This window comes from Reichenbachiella sp. MALMAid0571, from assembly GCF_040151475.1.
Lineage (GTDB): Bacteria > Bacteroidota > Bacteroidia > Cytophagales > Cyclobacteriaceae > CAXBNB01.
The window spans coordinates 1-19,081 of record NZ_JBDKWG010000135.1; the positions used below are offsets into that span (position 1 = coordinate 1).

Below are 19,081 nucleotides of genomic sequence, written 5' to 3' on the forward strand. Positions count from 1 at the left end.
AAGTGCTGAGGTAGAAAGTGCTGAGGTAGAAAGTGCTGAGGTAGAAAGTGCTGAGGTAGAAAGTGCTGAGGTAGAAAGTGCTGAGGTAGAAAGTGCTGAGGTAGAAAGTGCTGAGGTAGAAAGTGCTGAGGTAGAAGAAGAAAATCAAACTGATTCTACAGAAAAAACCGCCGAAAAACAAGCGCAACTGGAAGCGTTGCAACAAATAGAACAAGCAGGTTTTTCTACCATGACCAAGGAAGAATTGCTTGACAGCATCACAGAGATAGCCAACAAGTACTCCATTACAATTCAGGGAAAAGTGCTGGGAAGCCTCAAAGACGCATTCGATGTGTTTTACAACAAAGAAAAGGAAGAAGCCCTTATCAGGTTTGTAGATACAGGTGGAGAAAAAGAATATTTCGATTTTAAAGGTGATGAAATCACTACCAAATTCAATGAATACTTTAACCTGATTCGAAACAACAGGCACAAGCATTTCAAAGAACTGGAAAAAGAAAGGGAAAACAACCTCAAATTAAAAAATGACTTACTGGAAAAATTAAGAGAAATAGTCGATAGCGAAGAAAGCACTGCCAGTATCAACGCCCTTAAGCAAATTCAAACTGAATGGAAGTCGATCGGTCAGGTGCCTGCTCAGCAAAACAGAACTCTCTGGGCAAACTATCATGCACTCATTGACCGCTTTTACGACCATAGAAGTATCTATTTTGAGTTAAAAGAACTGGACAGAAAAAAAAACTACGAAGCAAAACTGGAAATATGCCAAAAGGCAGAAGAGTTAGACGAACTGGAAAACTTCAAAGATGCCATTCAAAAATTGAATGAATTGCACGATGAGTTTAAGCACATTGGTCCGATACCTAAAGAATTTCAAGATGAAGTTTGGGACAGATTTAAAACCGCTTCAGACCTGATCTATTCCAAAAGAAAAGAATTTGTTTCTCAAATTAAAGACGAACAAAAAGAGAATCTTATCAAAAAACTAGAATTGGTAGAAGCAATTTCCACATTTGTAGAGTTCACTTCAGACAAAATCGGTGATTGGAATGCCAAGACTAAAGAAATGCTTGACATTCAAAAACAATGGGAGAAAATAGGTGCCATGCCCAGAGAAAATGCCAAAGAAATCAACCGTCAGTTTTGGGGTAGTTTCAAATCCTTTTTCCTCAACAAATCAGAGTTTTTCAAAAAACTTGATGCTCAAAGAGAAGATAACTTAAAACTAAAGCAAGAGCTTACCGCTCAGGCTGAAGCTCTAATTGATAGCACAGACTGGCATGCCACTGCTGAAACTCTGAAAGGGCTGCAACAAAAATGGAAAGAAATAGGCCCTGTTCCGGAAAAATTCAGAAATTCTGCTTATAAAGCCTTCAAGAATGCATGCGACAGTTTCTTCAACAATAGAAGAAAACACAATCAAAGCATGGACTCTGAATACATCATCAACCTCAAAAAGAAAGAAGAGATATGTCTTTCGTTAGAACAAATGGCAAACTCTAATGAAGTAAATATGGAAGACGTCTATAGTCTGCAAGACGCTTACAATGAAATCGGTTTTGTGCCACGAAAAAACATCAAGTCAATCCAAAACAGGTATCAGGATGCTTTGAACAAATTGGTGAAAAATGCGGAAAATCTGGATAAAGAATCGAAAAGTGAATTTAAGTCGCTAATAAACATCCACGAATTAAAATCAGGACCAAATTCTGATCAAAAGCTCAACAGAAAAGAGTATAGCCTAAAAAAGAAAATCTCCACACTGGAATCTGATATTTCCACCTGGAAAAACAACATTGAGTTTTTTGCAGCTTCAAAAAATGCAGATGATTTGCTTAAAAATTTTACTACAAAAATTGAGAATGCAGAAAATGAATTACAGACTCTAAAAGAGGAATTGAAACTTATTATGAGTATGTAAAACACCCTGACTTTCACGCTATAAAATTTAGCATAATATTTTTAAACATTAATTTGGAATAGTAAAATTCTAAATTACTTTTGCACTCGCAATTCAGGAAAACGATTGCAAAATAAGGAATGCCTCCTTAGCTCAGCTGGTAGAGCAACTGACTTGTAATCAGTAGGTCATTGGTTCGATCCCGATAGGAGGCTCTTGAAAATCAGGGAGTTACAGAAATGTAACTCCTTTTTTATGCCTTTCGGTGTGTTTTCTGCGTGCTTTGGATCAAGCAATAAATATGGTCAAGCGGAATATCTGTGGGACAATATCCTTAAATTGTCAAATGGGTTGTGAATGATAACTTCACAGTCTTGTTTCGTTTTTATTTTTTTGACCTTGTCCCTGAACCCTACAGACACAGCCTCTTATCGGGCTCCTATTGCACTATTCAATATACAAATGCTCAATTTTCCGGACATTTGATTGCGATATATTTTTTCATTGAAAAAGGTTTTTGATATGCCCGAATGTAAAGTTTGCCATATTGTTGGTAACCACAAAACTTTCCAGCTATGCGGCGGTAAATTCTCAATTCCGGGTAAATGGGCACATTCAATTCACCCATACACCAATCATTGATCAATAGCCGATCGTAATTTCCTTTGTCTGAAATGTAAGCCTGGAGGAATTCAGGAAATTTGACAGATACATTTTTATCTGCAAATACTACCAACTCACTTGTTTTACCTGAATACAGACTGAAGCTCAGATAGTGGTCCCAAAAACCGAAGAAATTAAGGAATGGCAGCAGCCATACGAGTATTGTCAGTACAATCCCAGCCGTTATAGCCTTTGAATCCTGAAAGATTGATATTTTTAGTTTTTTTTCAGACTTATAAAAGAGCAGCCAAACGAAAATGATCATTGCGATATTCCAAGGGTAAACTATCCAATTATGGTCTATCCCGAGTGGACTAAGGTAAATTAAGATGAAAACATGCATGGCAGTAGCTGAAAGAATGCCAACAAAACAAAAACCTGGAAAAAAAAGAGTAATGGCTATCAAAATTTCTAAAATGGGAAGTGCATACCCAAAAGGTTGCATGACACTTAATATATCCGGGTTACTTATACCAAAGAGCACTTCCAGTATTGGGTTGTAAGTAGTTTCGATGAAGCCAGGGTTTAACTTGTGTAACCCTGCCCAAAAATAGCTACCTGTTATGACCAACTTCAGCAAGCAGATAACCACTTCCTCCGAGTTAGTACCGGGTTTGTTTTGAAGTATCATAAAAACCACAAAAAACAAAGTGTACATATACACCCATGGCTGAAGCCTGACCTGATCCAACAGCACCAGCAAGCCTATAGATGTGATAACAAGAAAAAAAACCACACGTCCCGGCCGGAACAAGCTTATGACCAGTGATACAACCAATAGCAAAGCCAAGGGTATTGCCGATGAATCAAGGTATTTATCAGCCTGACCAATCGGTAGCAAGGGAAATTGACGCAATGGCAACCAAAGCTTGTAAGACATCACAATACCTGTCAGGTAAAAAATGGAAGTGGTTTTTATAAGATAGCTTGTTCTTTGATCAACGGTCATGCTTGTTTCTCAAGGGTTCGGTTTTTCTTTGGAATATGAATCGAAACATAGTTTCATCGAGGTAAATAAGCTATGCGTTTGCAACGCATCTCAACTTAAACGAACGCCCCTCTTAACTATCTTATTTTTAAAAGTCCATCACTTGGTTGTCGTAGCAGGTAGAATATTGGCTGTAATGGAAACTGTTTCCGGATTATTTACAGCATTGCTCTCTACAGTGATCACTTTATGCTGATGGCCCATCTTTCCTTTACTATTAAAGGTGATTTTTATTTTATCTGTTTTGCCAGGTGCAATTGGCTCTTTGGGCCAATAGGGTGCGGTACATCCGCAAGTAGTGCGTACTTTGGAAATGACCAGAGATTCTTCACCGGTGTTCTTAAAGGAAAAGGTGTAGGACACCTGGTCTCCTTGTTTAATATCACCAAAATCATGGCTGGTTTCATCAAAAGTGATTTTTGCTTTTTTACCGCTTTCTGATGACCTACTTTGGCCATGAGTGCTCATACAGATAAAGGTGAACAGGAATAGTAAGATTGTTTTTTTCATTTTCATAATTTTTATTCGCAGAGCCCGCCATTAGTTTGGGTTGACCTCTTTGTTAATCACATATGTCGTCCTGTTATCTAACCGTCGAACAACCAGTCAACCTATTCTTCTTAAACTAACCTAAGGTTCGTGGGGAAAGGAAAGACAAATGGGATAACCTGATTACAGCCTGTAGCAGATTGAAAGGTTGCCCCCTTTGTCTAACCTAAATGATGAATAAGCCAAAATCTGAATTCTTGCTTATTTTATTGTTTTTGCAGTTTTTCTTTGAACTTAATCATCCCCTGATCGTCCCTGATCTGTAACAGGTATATGCCTTCGGAATATCCGGAAAGATCTAATACTGGTTGAAATGGCCTGTTTCGGATCCAGGTTCTTCCTGTCATGTCAATTAGGTCCATTTTAAGGTTTCCCACATCCATACCTGTTGGAGGCTGTATCGTCATGAGATCGTTTGTGGGATTGGGATAAACAGAAAATGTACCTTCTTCCGACTCCATCTGCTCCTCAGGAAACACTTCATCCTGTATTTTCGCAGCAGTAGTAGAGACCCGAGCCGCAGCACTTGTGGGACAGTCAAAAACCACTTCAACCTTATCAATCCTTACACTCTCATCACTCTTACTTGCCTCACCTTCAACCCTTACGGTGACAGATTGATTTGACTCCAAACTAATATTGGAAGAATAATATACAGACCCTGATGCTTGTGGTCCCGTTTTGGTGACCGCCGTTACCCAATTTCCACTTCCTATTTTGTACATTATTTTAAATGAGTCCCCACTATCCCAGTTGTTGTTGGTATCATACCAGACGTTGATCCTGAACTGTGAAGCACCAGACCATTCGAAATCCTTCTCAATGTAGGAGCCAGAATTATCCTGTGATATCAACACCTTACCAGAACTAAGACTGGTATGGGAAGTGCTTCCCCTTGTCCAGCCATTCCAGCTATTGAAATCCTCTGTATAAACCTTATCGTCACACTGGGTTGCAAACTGGTATGTTTGAACATTGGATTGGCCTAATGCATCTGTACTTTCCACTTCCAGTTGATAATTGGTTCCCGACGACAGATTGCTCCAAATGATCCTTGTCTTGTAATTGGTTGTATTCCCTTTGGAAATCCATTCTACACCGGAGTTACTGAAATCATGCCAACCGGTAGCATCATCATTGCATGGTTGATACTCATCTGTAAGCATATTCTTAAGACGGTACCTGGTGCTAACACCAGCAGTACCCGGCAGGGGATTATTGTTATAAGAAGGGAAATCAAATACGGTATGATCAAAGCCAACTTCACTGCTATATGACGTAACGTTGGAAATACTGCTGTAAGGTGAAGACAAATCTACTATAAAGATTTCATTATCCTGAAGTAGTGCACCATCGTTGTGCGGTTTCTTCATTTCTATTTGCAAACCGGCACCCTGATCTTTCCATACGGACAAATTGTATATGCCCTGTTCAAGATAGATGTTGTTCCATGCCTGCAGTTCTCCAGTGGTATTTACCAATTGTTGCTGACTATTGATTTCGCCTATTACAAAATTATCCTCATAAACCTGTTTCTCGGTATCTCCTACCAGGGTCATGGCCATCGAAATGCCATTTTGGGGTCTAAAACCATAACATCCCTCGGTATCTATGACCAGATAACCCAACAAATGATCCGAAGCATCCGTATTGGCCGTAAAGCCCGTCTGAACGGGATAAGCCGTCAGGTAATGATCGCTTCGACCTAAATCAATCGATGTTTCATATATATTATTTTCCCCATCTAGCAGATAACCTTCAATTTTTGTCCCAGGATTCTCGGACAAGGAGGGTAAAACTGCGGCATTTCCCCAGGTGGTTCTGGGGTTTAGCAAATTAACTTTTTGCATGTCCCATCGGGCAAAGGGGTGTCCACTTGCTGTTGGTACCCAACGCCGAACAACATCCATGTCGTTGACGATTAGGTAACCCTCCACATTGGTGACGAATTTGTTACAATCCCAGTCTGAGTCATATTCTATCCGGAATCCACTTGAGGGCATAAAACCGTCTGTGTTTTTTTCCATAGTGGCAATGCGGCCATCTGTCCAGGCACGTAAATATCCGCCGGAATGATCACTGATCAGAGCATACTCATCCGCACCTAAATAGACATATTGCCAGGTATTTGATGTACACACCTTTTCCGGTTCATATGAGGGTTCCATATTATCTCCAACCACAGAGGCAAGGTGCCCCGGCCGATTTATGCGGTTCATCACGTAGTGCCCCTCCCAGGATGCCGGATTGCCTGCCTGTGCTATGAGCTTCATATGAAAATCTGTGGCCTGTGCCGGTATGCTTCCATTGACATCAATAGAAGATAAAAAACTTTGAGAAACCGCATCGTAAGTCAGAAAAATTTCCGATTGTTTGTTTTTGAGAAAAAAGCCATCACTGTTATCATCTTCAATCAGTTCCCACAACGTACCGGGATCCCCTTCCAACTCACGATCACCGGTGAAGTAAACAATATCCTGACTGGAAGACCCCAGCACCTTGTGGGTTAATTCGTCCATAATGTAGAAACTGTTGTCATCCACAATGCTGGTCTGAAATGCATCATGTTTTCTCCAGCTACCCATTACCTCTACTTCGGCCAGGGAAAGAAATTGCTGGGCCTGGTTCAACTGGACACGTACGTACCGACCGGTTTGTCCTGGTACCATCTGAATGGCTGTAGGATAACCACCCTGGCCGGAAATGTGGTAATGGCTTATTTCTGGATCAGCTACTAAGCTGTTGATACTTACAATATCATCAAAAGGCGTATCGGACACAAAAACGTAGAAATTGGTCAGTCGCTCGGGTATCTCTATACGGTTGTAAATATTAATCATCGAAAGGTCAGCCTCATGGCCAAGGTCCACCTGCCACCAGGCGTAATCGTCTTTAAGGGTATGAGTCACCGATTGGTTGGCATAGACACCATCAGTAACTCCATCCACAGCCCTATCCGCACTTCCACTACCCCATAAGCTGGATTGGGTAGCTTCCTTTTGATAAGACAGGTTTCTGGATTGGAAATGTTTGTGATATGGTTCGATCAGAAAAGTTGAGCCTTCCCCATCTACCAACGATTCACTGTCACTAACATCGTCGTATTCAAGTTCACTACCATCAACCATGAGTTTGTAGTAGCCTCTTTCCAAAATGGGATTGTAAGTATATGAATGATCATTTGCGTTCCAGAGTGTCCATATTTCATGTTGTAGTTCAGAGTCGGGAGTATCTACTCCAGGAGTGGTGGCCTGACGGGCACTGGCGAACAACATATCCCCCGAAGCAATGCCCTCGGCTCTCAGGAATTGGCCTGTTAATGCATGAATAATCTCATAGTCATTTATGGTCGTGGGATCTGATGGGTCAATGACCCCAATGCGTTCTGGCAGCTTATTCAGGTACCAGCCCATCATCCCAATATTCTTATAGACAGAATCCGCTTTGATTAAAAAGCTCATTGGATTGAGGTTAACAGGCAATGAAATATCTGCGTATATGGTATGTTCTTCGGATGCATTTAGTACTTCGAACCCATACTGCAACGCTCCCATATAGTGTATCCTATAGTTGTATCCTGTATAGTCTTCATTTTGGGGAGTCCCCAGCAAAACATTGTTCCCTGTACTGTGAATCAATTTACGGGCTGCAACATTCTCAATGATTACGGTATCGGGACCACTGTAATAAACCGGAAGATCATCGGTATTCGCTATACTCAGGATTACATCATCCGAGGCTGTAGAGGTTGTATATAATTGCCCGGAAGAAGAGTCACGCGCCAGGTACTCCCCGGTGTAAAGATTGACTAAGCCCATGCCACCGTATTGGGGAAGATTGTCAAAATCCCACAAACAGGTATAACAGGCATAGTTCCAATCCCTCAACTTACCACTATTGTCGATGGTGTCGGCTTCAAGTACCTGTTTGGTTGATTTATTCATAAGAAGATAACCGACTTGATCAGGATCTTTTTCAACCAGCCAGTGTCCTGTAAGAGTAGCCTCGCCCGAATTTGATATATCTGCTTCACTCTTATAGGTCAAAGTTTTATAATATGGTGAGAAATCAATATGCCGTATGATTCCTACATCCTGGATACTTTGAGCAAAGGTATTGTCATCATATACGACCTTTACGTGTATTTTGGATCCCGGTGTAGCAATTACATTACCGACCACATAGGTAATATCGGTTGCTGAATCGGGAACTGAAACCACCTCGGAAAACGTGTCTGTATAATTTTGCCATTGGTAGAGTGTCCTCTCTTCCGAAAACCCATCGGCATTTATGTTAAACACAAATGGTTCATGGGCTGAATTGATATATAGCTGGGTAATATTACTTGAGAATAAGTCGGTAATGATCATTTGGTTAATTTGCTTACGATCACCCTTATGCTCTATCACCATGTTGACATGACCAGATTCCAACTGATCACTGCCTGTAGCCACAGTGCCCAAATCATCGGCATCAAAAAAAGAGATGACGGGCATGCTGCCAACAATCGATTCTTCCGGGTCGGTACCGTCCCTGAAATAGTCAAATTGAACCTGATCGGAAACAAGGCCGGCTGCCAATACGAACCATTCTTCTGACGGGGCTTTGAGACTCCATTCGTCGGAATTGAGTTGCCAATGCTTGTAGGCATAAACTGGTAGCATAAGGTAATAGGACGAACCCGACATAAAAGGAGCCGGCCAATTGTTTTCTTCGGCTCTGGCTTTAATCTCATCCCATGAAAGCAATTCATTATGTATCGAATAATCACCTGTATAATAACCATCCATTCCGCCGAAAAATTTTTGCTTGCCATTATGTGAATTGTCTTCAAGGTCTTGTAATTTAAAAAAATGAAAATAGCTGTTCCGCCTTTTTCCCACCACAGCAAAAGAGAGGTCTCCGGCGTTAAGGTTGTTATTTTGGAGTATTTGGCTTATGTCAAGGTTTTCTATTGTAACCGAAATGGTATCTCCCTGGGCAAAGACCTTGTAAGGCACATTGTCCATTACTATATTGTCCTCCAACAAATATTCTTGTGTTTTGTTGTTGACCACTACCATTTTGAGTTCGGATTCGGTGATGGCCATATGCTTTCTGAAATCATGTGTGTGATACTTTTCAACTTCATTACAGTCAACATAAGGACAATCGTCTATGGCAGTAACTGCACCACCCCATAACTGGGCGTATTTCATTTGTAGCTTTCCAGTGGCTTCATCGACCCAGATTTTCCGCTTTGCCGGAAGATCCACTATGAAATCGCGCCTATGGTCGTGATCCTTGAACCAATTGCCAGTTTTAACATATTTGACAGAGTCTATGGTCAAAAAATCTTCAAAGCTGTTTTCGTCCAAATCACTGTCCATGGCCTGCTGATTCAGGTAAAACATGAACTGATATTGCACCCTGCCAGACTTTGTATTGAGGTCATTGGGTGATAGGTACACCAGACTCGTGTCCACAGGATAAATCCAGGTCTGATACTGTGGGCATGTGGGGCACTTGCTATCCTTCTTATGACCATTGAAAGCTGCAGTGGTTTCATCGGAAACCTCTTCCATGTACTTATTAATGGGGTGAAAGACATGATCCAATACGTAATTAGCAGCATGTAAATTATAGTATTCATACCTGAGAAAGATATTTGATCCCATGTGTTGTTTGAGTGCTTTTTCAGCTTTTGTCAGGACTCCTGTCTCTTCAAAAATAACATCGATCATCCAAAGGGCATTAAATATTTCCATGGCAGGATTGAGTACCGATAGTGCCATGATACCAGCTCTTTCTACCAATGATGCCATACCTATTTCAACTGTTTCCATGACTAACTCATCAATTGCTTCTGCCGTCACAGCAGATTCTATACGATTGCTAATCATATCTTCGGCCTCAACGGTGAAATTCTCGGTTTCAGTGCCTAATATTAGTTTTTCCTTTTCGCACTGCCCCAATGCACTTTTTACATTGAGCAGTACACAGAAGACGATCGATAATTTTATTATATTTTTCATCATAACTTGATTTAATGTAATCCCCTATAGGTTTAATGGTCTGCAAACAGCATAAACTTTATTCTGGTCTATGGTCCACATACCTTCATTGTTTTCGAACTCCCATTCCATATTGTTCTGTTGCTTTTTATTTATTTCATCTTTTAGCTTAACCAGTTGCCTCAAAAGATTTTTTTCATCGTCTGTTAATTTAGAGACGGTCTCATCTATAAAAATCTCGCTATCAATAACATTAACTTTTTTATTTGTCATCCCATTAATGTAATCTCCAAGATCGCTGGCATCATAATCGTTTGGCAAAATCCCTGCCTTTGCGCCTGTGGCATCCAGGTGCTGATATAAGGCTATCTTGTCAATCATTTTTTCCAGGGTTTCGAGATCTTCAAAAACAATCTCCGACAAGACCTTGGCGTCACTTGAAAAAACCGAAGACTCTAACTCTTCCACGCTTTCCTCTACACTCTCTTCAACCTCTTTTAGTACTGACTTTTCTTCTGTGCTTGGTGGTGGAGTTTGTTCTTCATTACCAGCATAACTTTCCAACTGATCATCAAGGGAAACCATTTCCAATAACCCATTTTTTTCTTCAGGATTTACTACTTCAGGACTATTAGGATCTACGTTTGCCGACCCGGTAACAGCTGCTCTTCTAAAAGTTAACCTGGGTATAGATGGCCTGAAGCGTACTACCTTGTTCAAAACCCAATGACTTATCCCCATTATAAGAGTAGCATTAAGTCCTATTAGGAAGTCATCAAGGAAAGCGAAATACGCACCTTGGTTCACTATTGTGAAATGGCGTTCCTGTGTAATATCATCTCCATATATTTTTGTCGCCTTAACTTTAATAGTGTAAGAAGAACTTCCCTCTTGGTCAAAAGGGTTGAATGGACTCTCCCAATATTCTTCCTTCAATGTTAAGTGATTCTTGTCAATATAAAAATAATCGGAAGCCCCAGAAATTTCATAGGTATAGCAATCGTCAGCATTGCAATTGTGATCTTTGTCTTTTGGTGTTAAACGAACAGTATAGCCTTTGTTTTGATTGACCTCACGGTGGTTAATTTCTATGCCAGTAATTGGTGAAACCCCCAAATTCAAAGTCTGTGTGTCCGATGAAACCGTGTTGATTCTCAGGTACTCATCAATCCATGAGGCCTGTATCTTATAGCTAACTGAACTGCCGGGTTGCAAATGTGACAAAGGCTTATTTATTACCACTTTTAATTCATCATCATCACCTGCATAATGGGCATGAAGGTAATCGATTATGTCACTATGGTCACTGTCAATGGTGGTTATTTCAAATTTCATATTTTGAAAACAATCTTTGTAGCCACTGTCTTTTACCCTAGAAAACTCCCTGACCACATGGCCATGAGACGAATGGTTGTATGTAATCTCGTCTGTAGGAGAATCAAACAGATCATCAAAACCCTTACCATTGATATCTGAGTTATAGCATTCCGACTCATCATCGTAGATAGTCCCTGTTCCGATTTGAGTACCTACTTTTAAAGTAAAAGTGTGTTTGTCTTTAGACCAATCATCATCGTCTGCTATATCGAAAGAAATATTAAAACTGGACACACCTGTGGGTATGGTGATTGTTCCATTGGTACCATCGGACCCATCATTATAAAATGTACACTCATCGCTTATTGTAGCTGTTGCAAGGTTTAGAGAGTAGGTACTGATTGCATTTGCATTGCCAGAATTTTGAATACTAACATCTACATCATGTTCTTCGTTGACGACCTGATGTAGCTTAACACCAAATGTTAAAGTGCAACCGTTGCGTTCGTAACAATTATCACTGCTTACTGAAAGAACTGACAGATGAGAGTAATCATTGATAAGCCCATTACCAATTTGGCCACCTACATGTAGTGTAAGCTTGCGCTGGCCCTGGATATCAATTCTGTCATAAGTCGGTACAATAATATTGAATGTTTTGACATTGTCCGGAACATCAATAGAAGAATTATCAGAAGCAACACTGACCCCTTCAGTGAAATTGATATTGGACAGATTATTGTCATAATCAGTACCTCCAAATGCCGTATTATCAGAAAGTTGAATTGAAAAATTTCTCGAAACATTACTTTTTGCTTTAAGTGTTACTTTGAATTCAAGATTTCCACCTTCATTAACAGAGGCCTGATCTACTGATTCTACCCCTGCCAGCTCATCGTCTGTGATGCTGCCCTGGCAATTGGTGCCATCGACTGTCAGGCTATACGTCAAAGGTGTCTGGTTTACATAATCATCATTAACTGTTAGTGCTGACAAAGTAAATTGTGTGACACTTCCCGGTACATCCAGGTAGTGGGTTACATTACTATATTTGACATTATTGTTGAATGTCGCATTATTCAAATCGGTATCAATTCCTGTACCGGCAAGTGAAACCTGGTACTTCTTTGAATTTTTACTTTTTTTGTCGAAGCTGACATCAAAGAGCTGGTATTTACCTTCGGTAGCCGATGGCTCACATGTAACCGAGCTTACCGATTTGGTGCCATCATTGTCCTGGATGGTGGCAATCTCTGTACTGCTTCCCACTTTCAAATAAAAAATCCTGTCCCCACCGGACACATCATTGTTTTCGTAATTGTCGTCTATAGTAGAAACTAACACTTCAAAACTGAGTACTCCTGCCGGTACGACCAGTGTAGAGTTGCTATAGGAAACGTTATTTCCGAACGTGGCATTTTCCAGGCCTTTGACATAGTCCACACCCCCTGTGGCAGTTCCATCCGATAAGGATGCTGCGATTGTAGATTGACTGTTCAGCGCATTGTCAAATGTAACTGTAAATGCAGCAGTATTTCCTTCAACCACAGATGGGTTGCTTATGCTGTTTACAACAAGATCATCAGATGTGCTTAAAAGTGTGGCTGAAGTTGTGGCCAGGCATCCCGCATAATTATTTATGCCCAGAGTCTTCAGGCTGAAGGTGATCTGATCACCATTCATAGCAACGCCATTGACGGTGTATGAGTTAACATCTGCGCCCAGGTTTATCACATTACCATTGTAGGATAGGGTGTATCCGGTCAGGTCATCAATATCCGGGTGTTGCCAACTCAACACAACAGAATTTTCTGATACCTGAGCACTGAATTTTTTTGCGGCCGGTGTAGCCCTAAATACATCTGCGGCTTTGAACTTTGAGTAAGTGTTCCCTCCCATTGTGAATTTTATACTCCAGCTATAAGAGTATTTGATTCCATTTTCTAATCCTGTCATATTGCCCATCAGACCATTGGCTACTATCGATTGTTCTTCTTCAAAATTATCGGAACAATTTTGGCATTCCGCTTCAAATTGAGCAGGCATGGCATAGGAACCAGATGATGAAAGGTAATATGAGACACCATATCTACACTGTCCCTGGTGGTCATAAGTGTAATCCTGGGATGAAATGGTCAGATCTGCAAAAATCTTATCAGCTATATCCTGATCTGACGGTAGCCCGGAAATGTCAAAGTCTACACTGATCGTTTGAGTTGCACCACTTACTGTACCTTCAGCTTCCAGTGTAATGGTGGTACTGGTATTGGCCTCTATATCTAAGGGGCCTATGGTCTTATTGGCATTATCATACGTAACGGTTTGTCCGTTGTAACTCCAGGTGAGATCGGAAGGTACTATGCCAGAATCGGTATAAGTAAACATCACATCATAATGACCAAAGGTAGCGGTAGAAGGAGTAAAAGTATCAAAAGACACGTCTTCTATACCAAGGGCGTCAGCGGCCAAACGTCTGCGATCGCTACTGGTTAAATTCGAACTTTCTTGGCGAATCCAAGTATATGATTGGTCGCTCAACGGGTTTTCCAACACTACATACTCGAACAAGAAGGTATAATCATAATCAGTGGATAGTTTCGATGATTTCCAACCTTCTGAAGTTGCGGACAACAGGTCATTGTTATTTGACTGGAAACCATTGTATAAACTAACGTTGATACTTAGGCCACTTTGATCTTCCTTTTCAATTATTAATTTATATTCACTATTGCTTGTTGGCTTTTCTTTTATTGCCAAATAACCCTTCAACTTACTTGCTACCATTTGTAATGTACCAATAGACACCTCTACTTCACGTTTATATTCCACTCCATTGTTTGTAATAACAGCTGTCATAGAAAAAATATGGCTTGCATCTACGGTCAATTGATCTGGTGAAACGATATTATTACCCGAATATTCCAGGCCTTCGTCTAATTCATAAGAAAGTTCTGAAGAATAGTCGTATGAGCCGACAGGAAGGCTTGGTAACAGGGTAAGATCATATCCTGAGAGATCGGTATTAAAAGTGATGTTTCTATCAAAATCGATCTCATCAATCCAGGCAGTAACCGGGCACGTAGCACGTGCCATTCTTTCTCCAATCTTCTGCAAAGAAGTCCGGGTTGCATAATCGCCTCCACTGACTTCAATACCACCTGAGGAGATAGCCTGAACATAAGCACCAGTTCCCAACGTTTCGTTGGCTGATATAATCCCTTTCAGGTCATATTGCACATTGATATCATCTTCTGCATTTGCCGGGGGGGCGACTAAATAAACTGGGATATCGTTTCCAAGGTCGGCATGAAAGTTACTGATGAGTGTTTCCATGTCGATCCTATATTGAGCTGAGTTCGTACCATTCGTATTGTCTTCAACTTGTCCCACCCATATAATTCCCTTTACGGAAATGTCATAATTTCCGTCAGCCTGATTGTAGCGTGACAGGGTTTTTCCATAGTTGGAACCTGTCGCAGTGGATGTCCAGTCCGATATGGTACTGCCAGGGCCTGCATTGACGATCAGCCCCACGGGCTTGTCGAAGCAACCATCCAATGATGCCAGTTCTTTGGCAAAATAGTAGGCAGGACCAAGTCTTGTTACATCACCAGGTTGGTTGAGGTTCGAATATTTGTTGAGGCCTTCGGTAGTGCCTACATCGGTTATGATCGTTTCGAACACACCCTGGCCATTCAAAATATGTATTCCGGAAATAGACTCACTTTGCTCTTCTGAACTAAAATTAGCCAATCCCGACAGGTTATCTCCACCAACTACTAAGAATACATCCATTGGTGCTAGAGGATCATGGGTTATTGGTTTGCTGACAACACTGCCATCGGGGTAAAGCTTAAATTCATCTCTTACAACTCCATTTGTATTCATCATTTTGAACAGCAAGTGATCTTCTTGCTCTTCTGCAATCATCGCCCCCCATTCGTAATGCTTGTTAAGCAATACTGAGTTGGGACTCAGTTGATCTTGCATCGTGGGTATTTTAAGTAGAGGATGCCCACCAACTCCGTTAACCACATATGTAAGACCACTATCGTCAATTAGTCTCTCGTAAATGTGATAGTCTCCAGCCAGCACGATAGATGGTTTTACAGTCAGATTTTCAAAAAAACGGAAAGGTAGTTGATCCAGCGCACCAGCCAATTTTGGTACCGAAGCGTAAGGAGGGTTATGCATATAAACTACCTTATACTTAGCCGTGGAATTCTTCAATGACGAGTCAAGCCAATTGAATTGATCTGAGTCGTAAGAATAGGATGGCTCTAAATTTCCTGAAATAGTGGCAAGATCATCAGCATAACTAGTAATGACTGATTTTCCGGATTCCTCAACCTCCAATGTAATCAAGCTGGCAATATTCGAATTCAAAGCAAAAAAATGAATATCGCCTCTGACGAAATCATAATATCTGCCACCAGAAATATCATTGTATTGTTCAGTCGGAAAGTAATTCATCCAAGCTTCTACACCATTAGTTTCACTTGTAGGAACATTGTTATAGTTGCTTCGATCATGATAATCGTGGTTACCCAGAATTGGGAAAAACCGATTAAACTCATAGGTAGATCCATTGTCTTCGGAAGATCCATAAATATATTCTCCATAGAAATTGCCCACTATCTTATTAATCGTATGCTCTAAGGCATCAGCAGAAGATAATGCGCTATATGTTGGGCAACCGACACAATCAAAACCATTCAGCATATCATCGAGATAGCTATCATCTCCTAATGTAAGGACAAAGCCTGGATCAGAACCGGAAATCATATCTGCCACCTGTTCTTCAGGCGTTTGGTAATCGCTTGAAGCATCATCAGGTGGCAAGTTCCAACCATAGTCACCAACAATTGCAAAACGAGTTTTTTGATTCAGTATACGTTCTGTTAGCCTAAGACCAATTTCATCAAGTGCCTCACCCTCATCGTACATACCAGATGAGGTACCAAGTCCGCTAGAAGATACCATACAAACTTCTCCGTACACCTCCGTTAGCTCTTGATTCGCAGAAACGATTCCTGCCAACATCCCCTGGTTACTTAATTCCATCCCACTTCGAGCTGGCGGATTTACTATGTAAACCGGAATACCGTTACCCATCGGGGAATCACCAGTAACATTAGAAAGAATGCTATTCATATTTGTTTCGTAATTTGAATGATCATCGACATCCATATTATCAGTTGCATCTCCTACCCAAATAATCCCTCTTAAATTTGAATTTGGGTAATTTGAAAGTACATTAGTGACACGCTCCAATGTCATATCATAATAAGATCCTTGACTAGCAGAAGTCCAGTCTGAGATAGTACCACCAGGTTTGGCATTTACAATCAGTCCAACAGGTTTATCAGAATTAGGTACATACTGTTTCAGGAAGCTATAGGCTGGCCCCTTCAAACTGAGACCTTCATTGGCAATAGAGGAATATCGGCTCAAACCTCCATCCTCACCAACAACTACCCTCTCAAATTCGTCTATATCATTCAAAATATAAGCTTTATCAATCGTCCCCCCTTGTTCATCAGTGTTAAAGTCAGCAAGACCTGATAGGTTGTCATTACCAATCATTAGGTAGATATCCAGATCGATAGATTTGCTCAAATATGTCTCTTCTTTTGTTGCAGCTGGTCTATAGATGAAAAACTCATCGCTCAAAGTAGGTTCTTCCAGCACTGTCTCGCCATCATTGATCGTGTAATATTCAAATTTGAGCATATCTGAAGATGACTGAACCTTAAGGGCACCAAATTTCCTTGTAATTAGCGTACTTCCAGGTATAGCCTGTTCAGGATCAATATCAGATTCAAGGTTTAACCCTGGATACCCTCCCGTAGCGCAGGTAACATATGTCACTCCTTTGTATTCACTTCTCTCATACCAATGAACATCTCCGGAGATGACTACATCTACTCCCCAGATATCAAATGGCCACCTCTGTAGTGCTTCATGAAAGGCATTCATTGTCTCTGTGTCACCAGCAATTCGAGAACCCCTTGGTGGCACATGCGTGTATAGTACCTTAAATGTTGCCTTGGACTCCTGTAGAGCTGTTCTTAACCACTTTAGTTGAAGTGACGTCTGCTCCTCAATACTTTTGTAATAATATTGACCGCCATCAATGTCCATATAATACTCCGGCGGCCAATCTGAAAAGGAATCACCTGTTATTAGTGGCGTTGTATTTATTACAAAAAAATCAATATTTCCCTTTGAAAATTTGTAATAAAGATGTTCCCAGTTGTTTCCGGTTGGATCTGGAAAATAATCTGTCCATATACTTGAGCATGTTCTACTATCATCGATACATTTAATATCATTGTTTCCCAAGGTCGGATAAAATTTGTTTGGTGTAACATAATCCTTCCAGCTACTATTGGTTGCAGAAGCCTGTTCGCCAAAGTATTTACCGACATTATCCTGAATACTTTGAGAGCAACCATAATTTGCCTTGGAGCGATAATCATCATCACCAAGTGAAATGATGTACTCAGGCTGCCATCCTTGAATCATACCAGCTACATATTGCACAGGATTGTTAATGTACACCCCATCATTTTCGGCTAGTTGTTGCCCACCATCACAACCATAGTCCCCTATAATGGCAAAAGTCTGCTCAATAGGTTCCACAGAGAGGTTACCACCTGTATTCAAACAATTCAACGTGGGGTTTTTCACTTGACAGCTATATAACATTTCGGCTTCCAAATCGGTCATATCATAGTCATACACCATGAAATCACTTATTCTTCGTACAGGCTTAAATTCGGTTTGATCGGATGGCAAAGACACATGGTTAGCTGAACTTGCAGCTGGTTTTCCTAAAAACCAGTGTGTGAAAGGAGTTATATCCTGTCTACCCCTTATTATCATACTTCCGGCGAAGCTCGTTCCCATGTACCCTATTTTTCCGTTGCCAGGGTTGTCAGGATCAGGGGGTGTACCTACAAAAACTTTTGTATAGTACTCAGCTTGTACCAGAATGATGTGATACCATCCGGTACCTGCAGAAAAAAGAGCGGGGCCATAGAACCTAGCTTCATATGATTTGCCAATTGATGCATTATCTTTTAGATTAACACCTATTTTGTTTCCTTTACCCCAAACGTTATTATCATCTCCTGTGCCCGAGTTATTCACGTAGTTGATCAAAAACAATTGCTTGTTATCGGTACTCAACCCAAACCCCAGTTTGCTAGCCAAATTAGACCCCCCAGAGCCAGAAAAAATATATCTTCTTTCAGTATCATTTACATCGATATATACCCAACAGGATATCGTGAACTGATCCAACTGGGTGCCTTGTGCCCCACTCCCAAAAAAGCCAACATTAAAGCTTGTTCCAGAATTATCATAGAATGCAAGCCTTGGAGTGGTAGACTCAAAACTAAAAGCGCGATTAGGGTTACCAAAACGATCCTCTGTAGTTTGTGCGATCCCATAGTTAGATGTCAAAACATAATCATTTATGGATCCAGAAGAAATTACATTACCCGAGTATTGCAGAATCTTACTTTCGAATGTATTACTAAAATCATCCACCAAGACTTTTACATGGTCTGTATAAGGGAACTGAGCCACCAGTGACCCGTTTGCCAACATTATCAGACTCAGAACGAATATTTTTATTTTATTTTTCATCTGTTATATTCTTTT

Annotated in this window: 5 protein-coding genes and 1 tRNA gene; 2 read left to right on the forward strand and 4 right to left on the reverse strand. The window is 40.7% G+C overall.

Going from position 1 to position 19,081, the window contains the following annotated elements; all coding sequences use genetic code 11:
• Together AAOP42_RS13505 and AAOP42_RS13510 are read left to right on the forward strand one after the other, a co-directional pair.
• Positions 1 to 1,921: DUF349 domain-containing protein (locus AAOP42_RS13505; protein WP_349529061.1), on the forward strand; the 1,921-nt coding region annotated here is incomplete at its 5' end.
• A 121-nt stretch (positions 1,922 to 2,042) separates the two neighbouring features.
• Positions 2,043 to 2,115, forward strand: a tRNA-Thr gene (locus tag AAOP42_RS13510).
• A 251-nt stretch (positions 2,116 to 2,366) separates the two neighbouring features.
• Here AAOP42_RS13510 and AAOP42_RS13515 read toward each other — a convergent pair.
• From AAOP42_RS13515 to AAOP42_RS13530, 4 genes are all read right to left on the reverse strand, one after another.
• Complete coding sequence (locus AAOP42_RS13515; protein WP_349529062.1) at positions 2,367 to 3,512, reverse strand: hypothetical protein; 1,146 nt, start codon at positions 3,510 to 3,512, stop codon at positions 2,367 to 2,369.
• A 138-nt stretch (positions 3,513 to 3,650) separates the two neighbouring features.
• The gene (locus tag AAOP42_RS13520; protein ID WP_349529063.1) at positions 3,651 to 4,061 is read right to left on the reverse strand and encodes a DUF1573 domain-containing protein; all 411 of its coding nucleotides are present in this window, start codon (positions 4,059 to 4,061) and stop codon (positions 3,651 to 3,653) included.
• A gap of 245 nt (positions 4,062 to 4,306) precedes the next feature.
• Positions 4,307 to 10,114, reverse strand: coding sequence for a galactose-binding domain-containing protein (locus AAOP42_RS13525; RefSeq protein WP_349529064.1), 5,808 nt, complete (start codon positions 10,112 to 10,114; stop codon positions 4,307 to 4,309).
• A gap of 24 nt (positions 10,115 to 10,138) precedes the next feature.
• Positions 10,139 to 19,066, reverse strand: a complete 8,928-nt coding sequence (locus AAOP42_RS13530; RefSeq protein ID WP_349529065.1) for a sialate O-acetylesterase — start codon at positions 19,064 to 19,066, stop codon at positions 10,139 to 10,141.
• Positions 19,067 to 19,081: the final 15 nt, after the last annotated feature.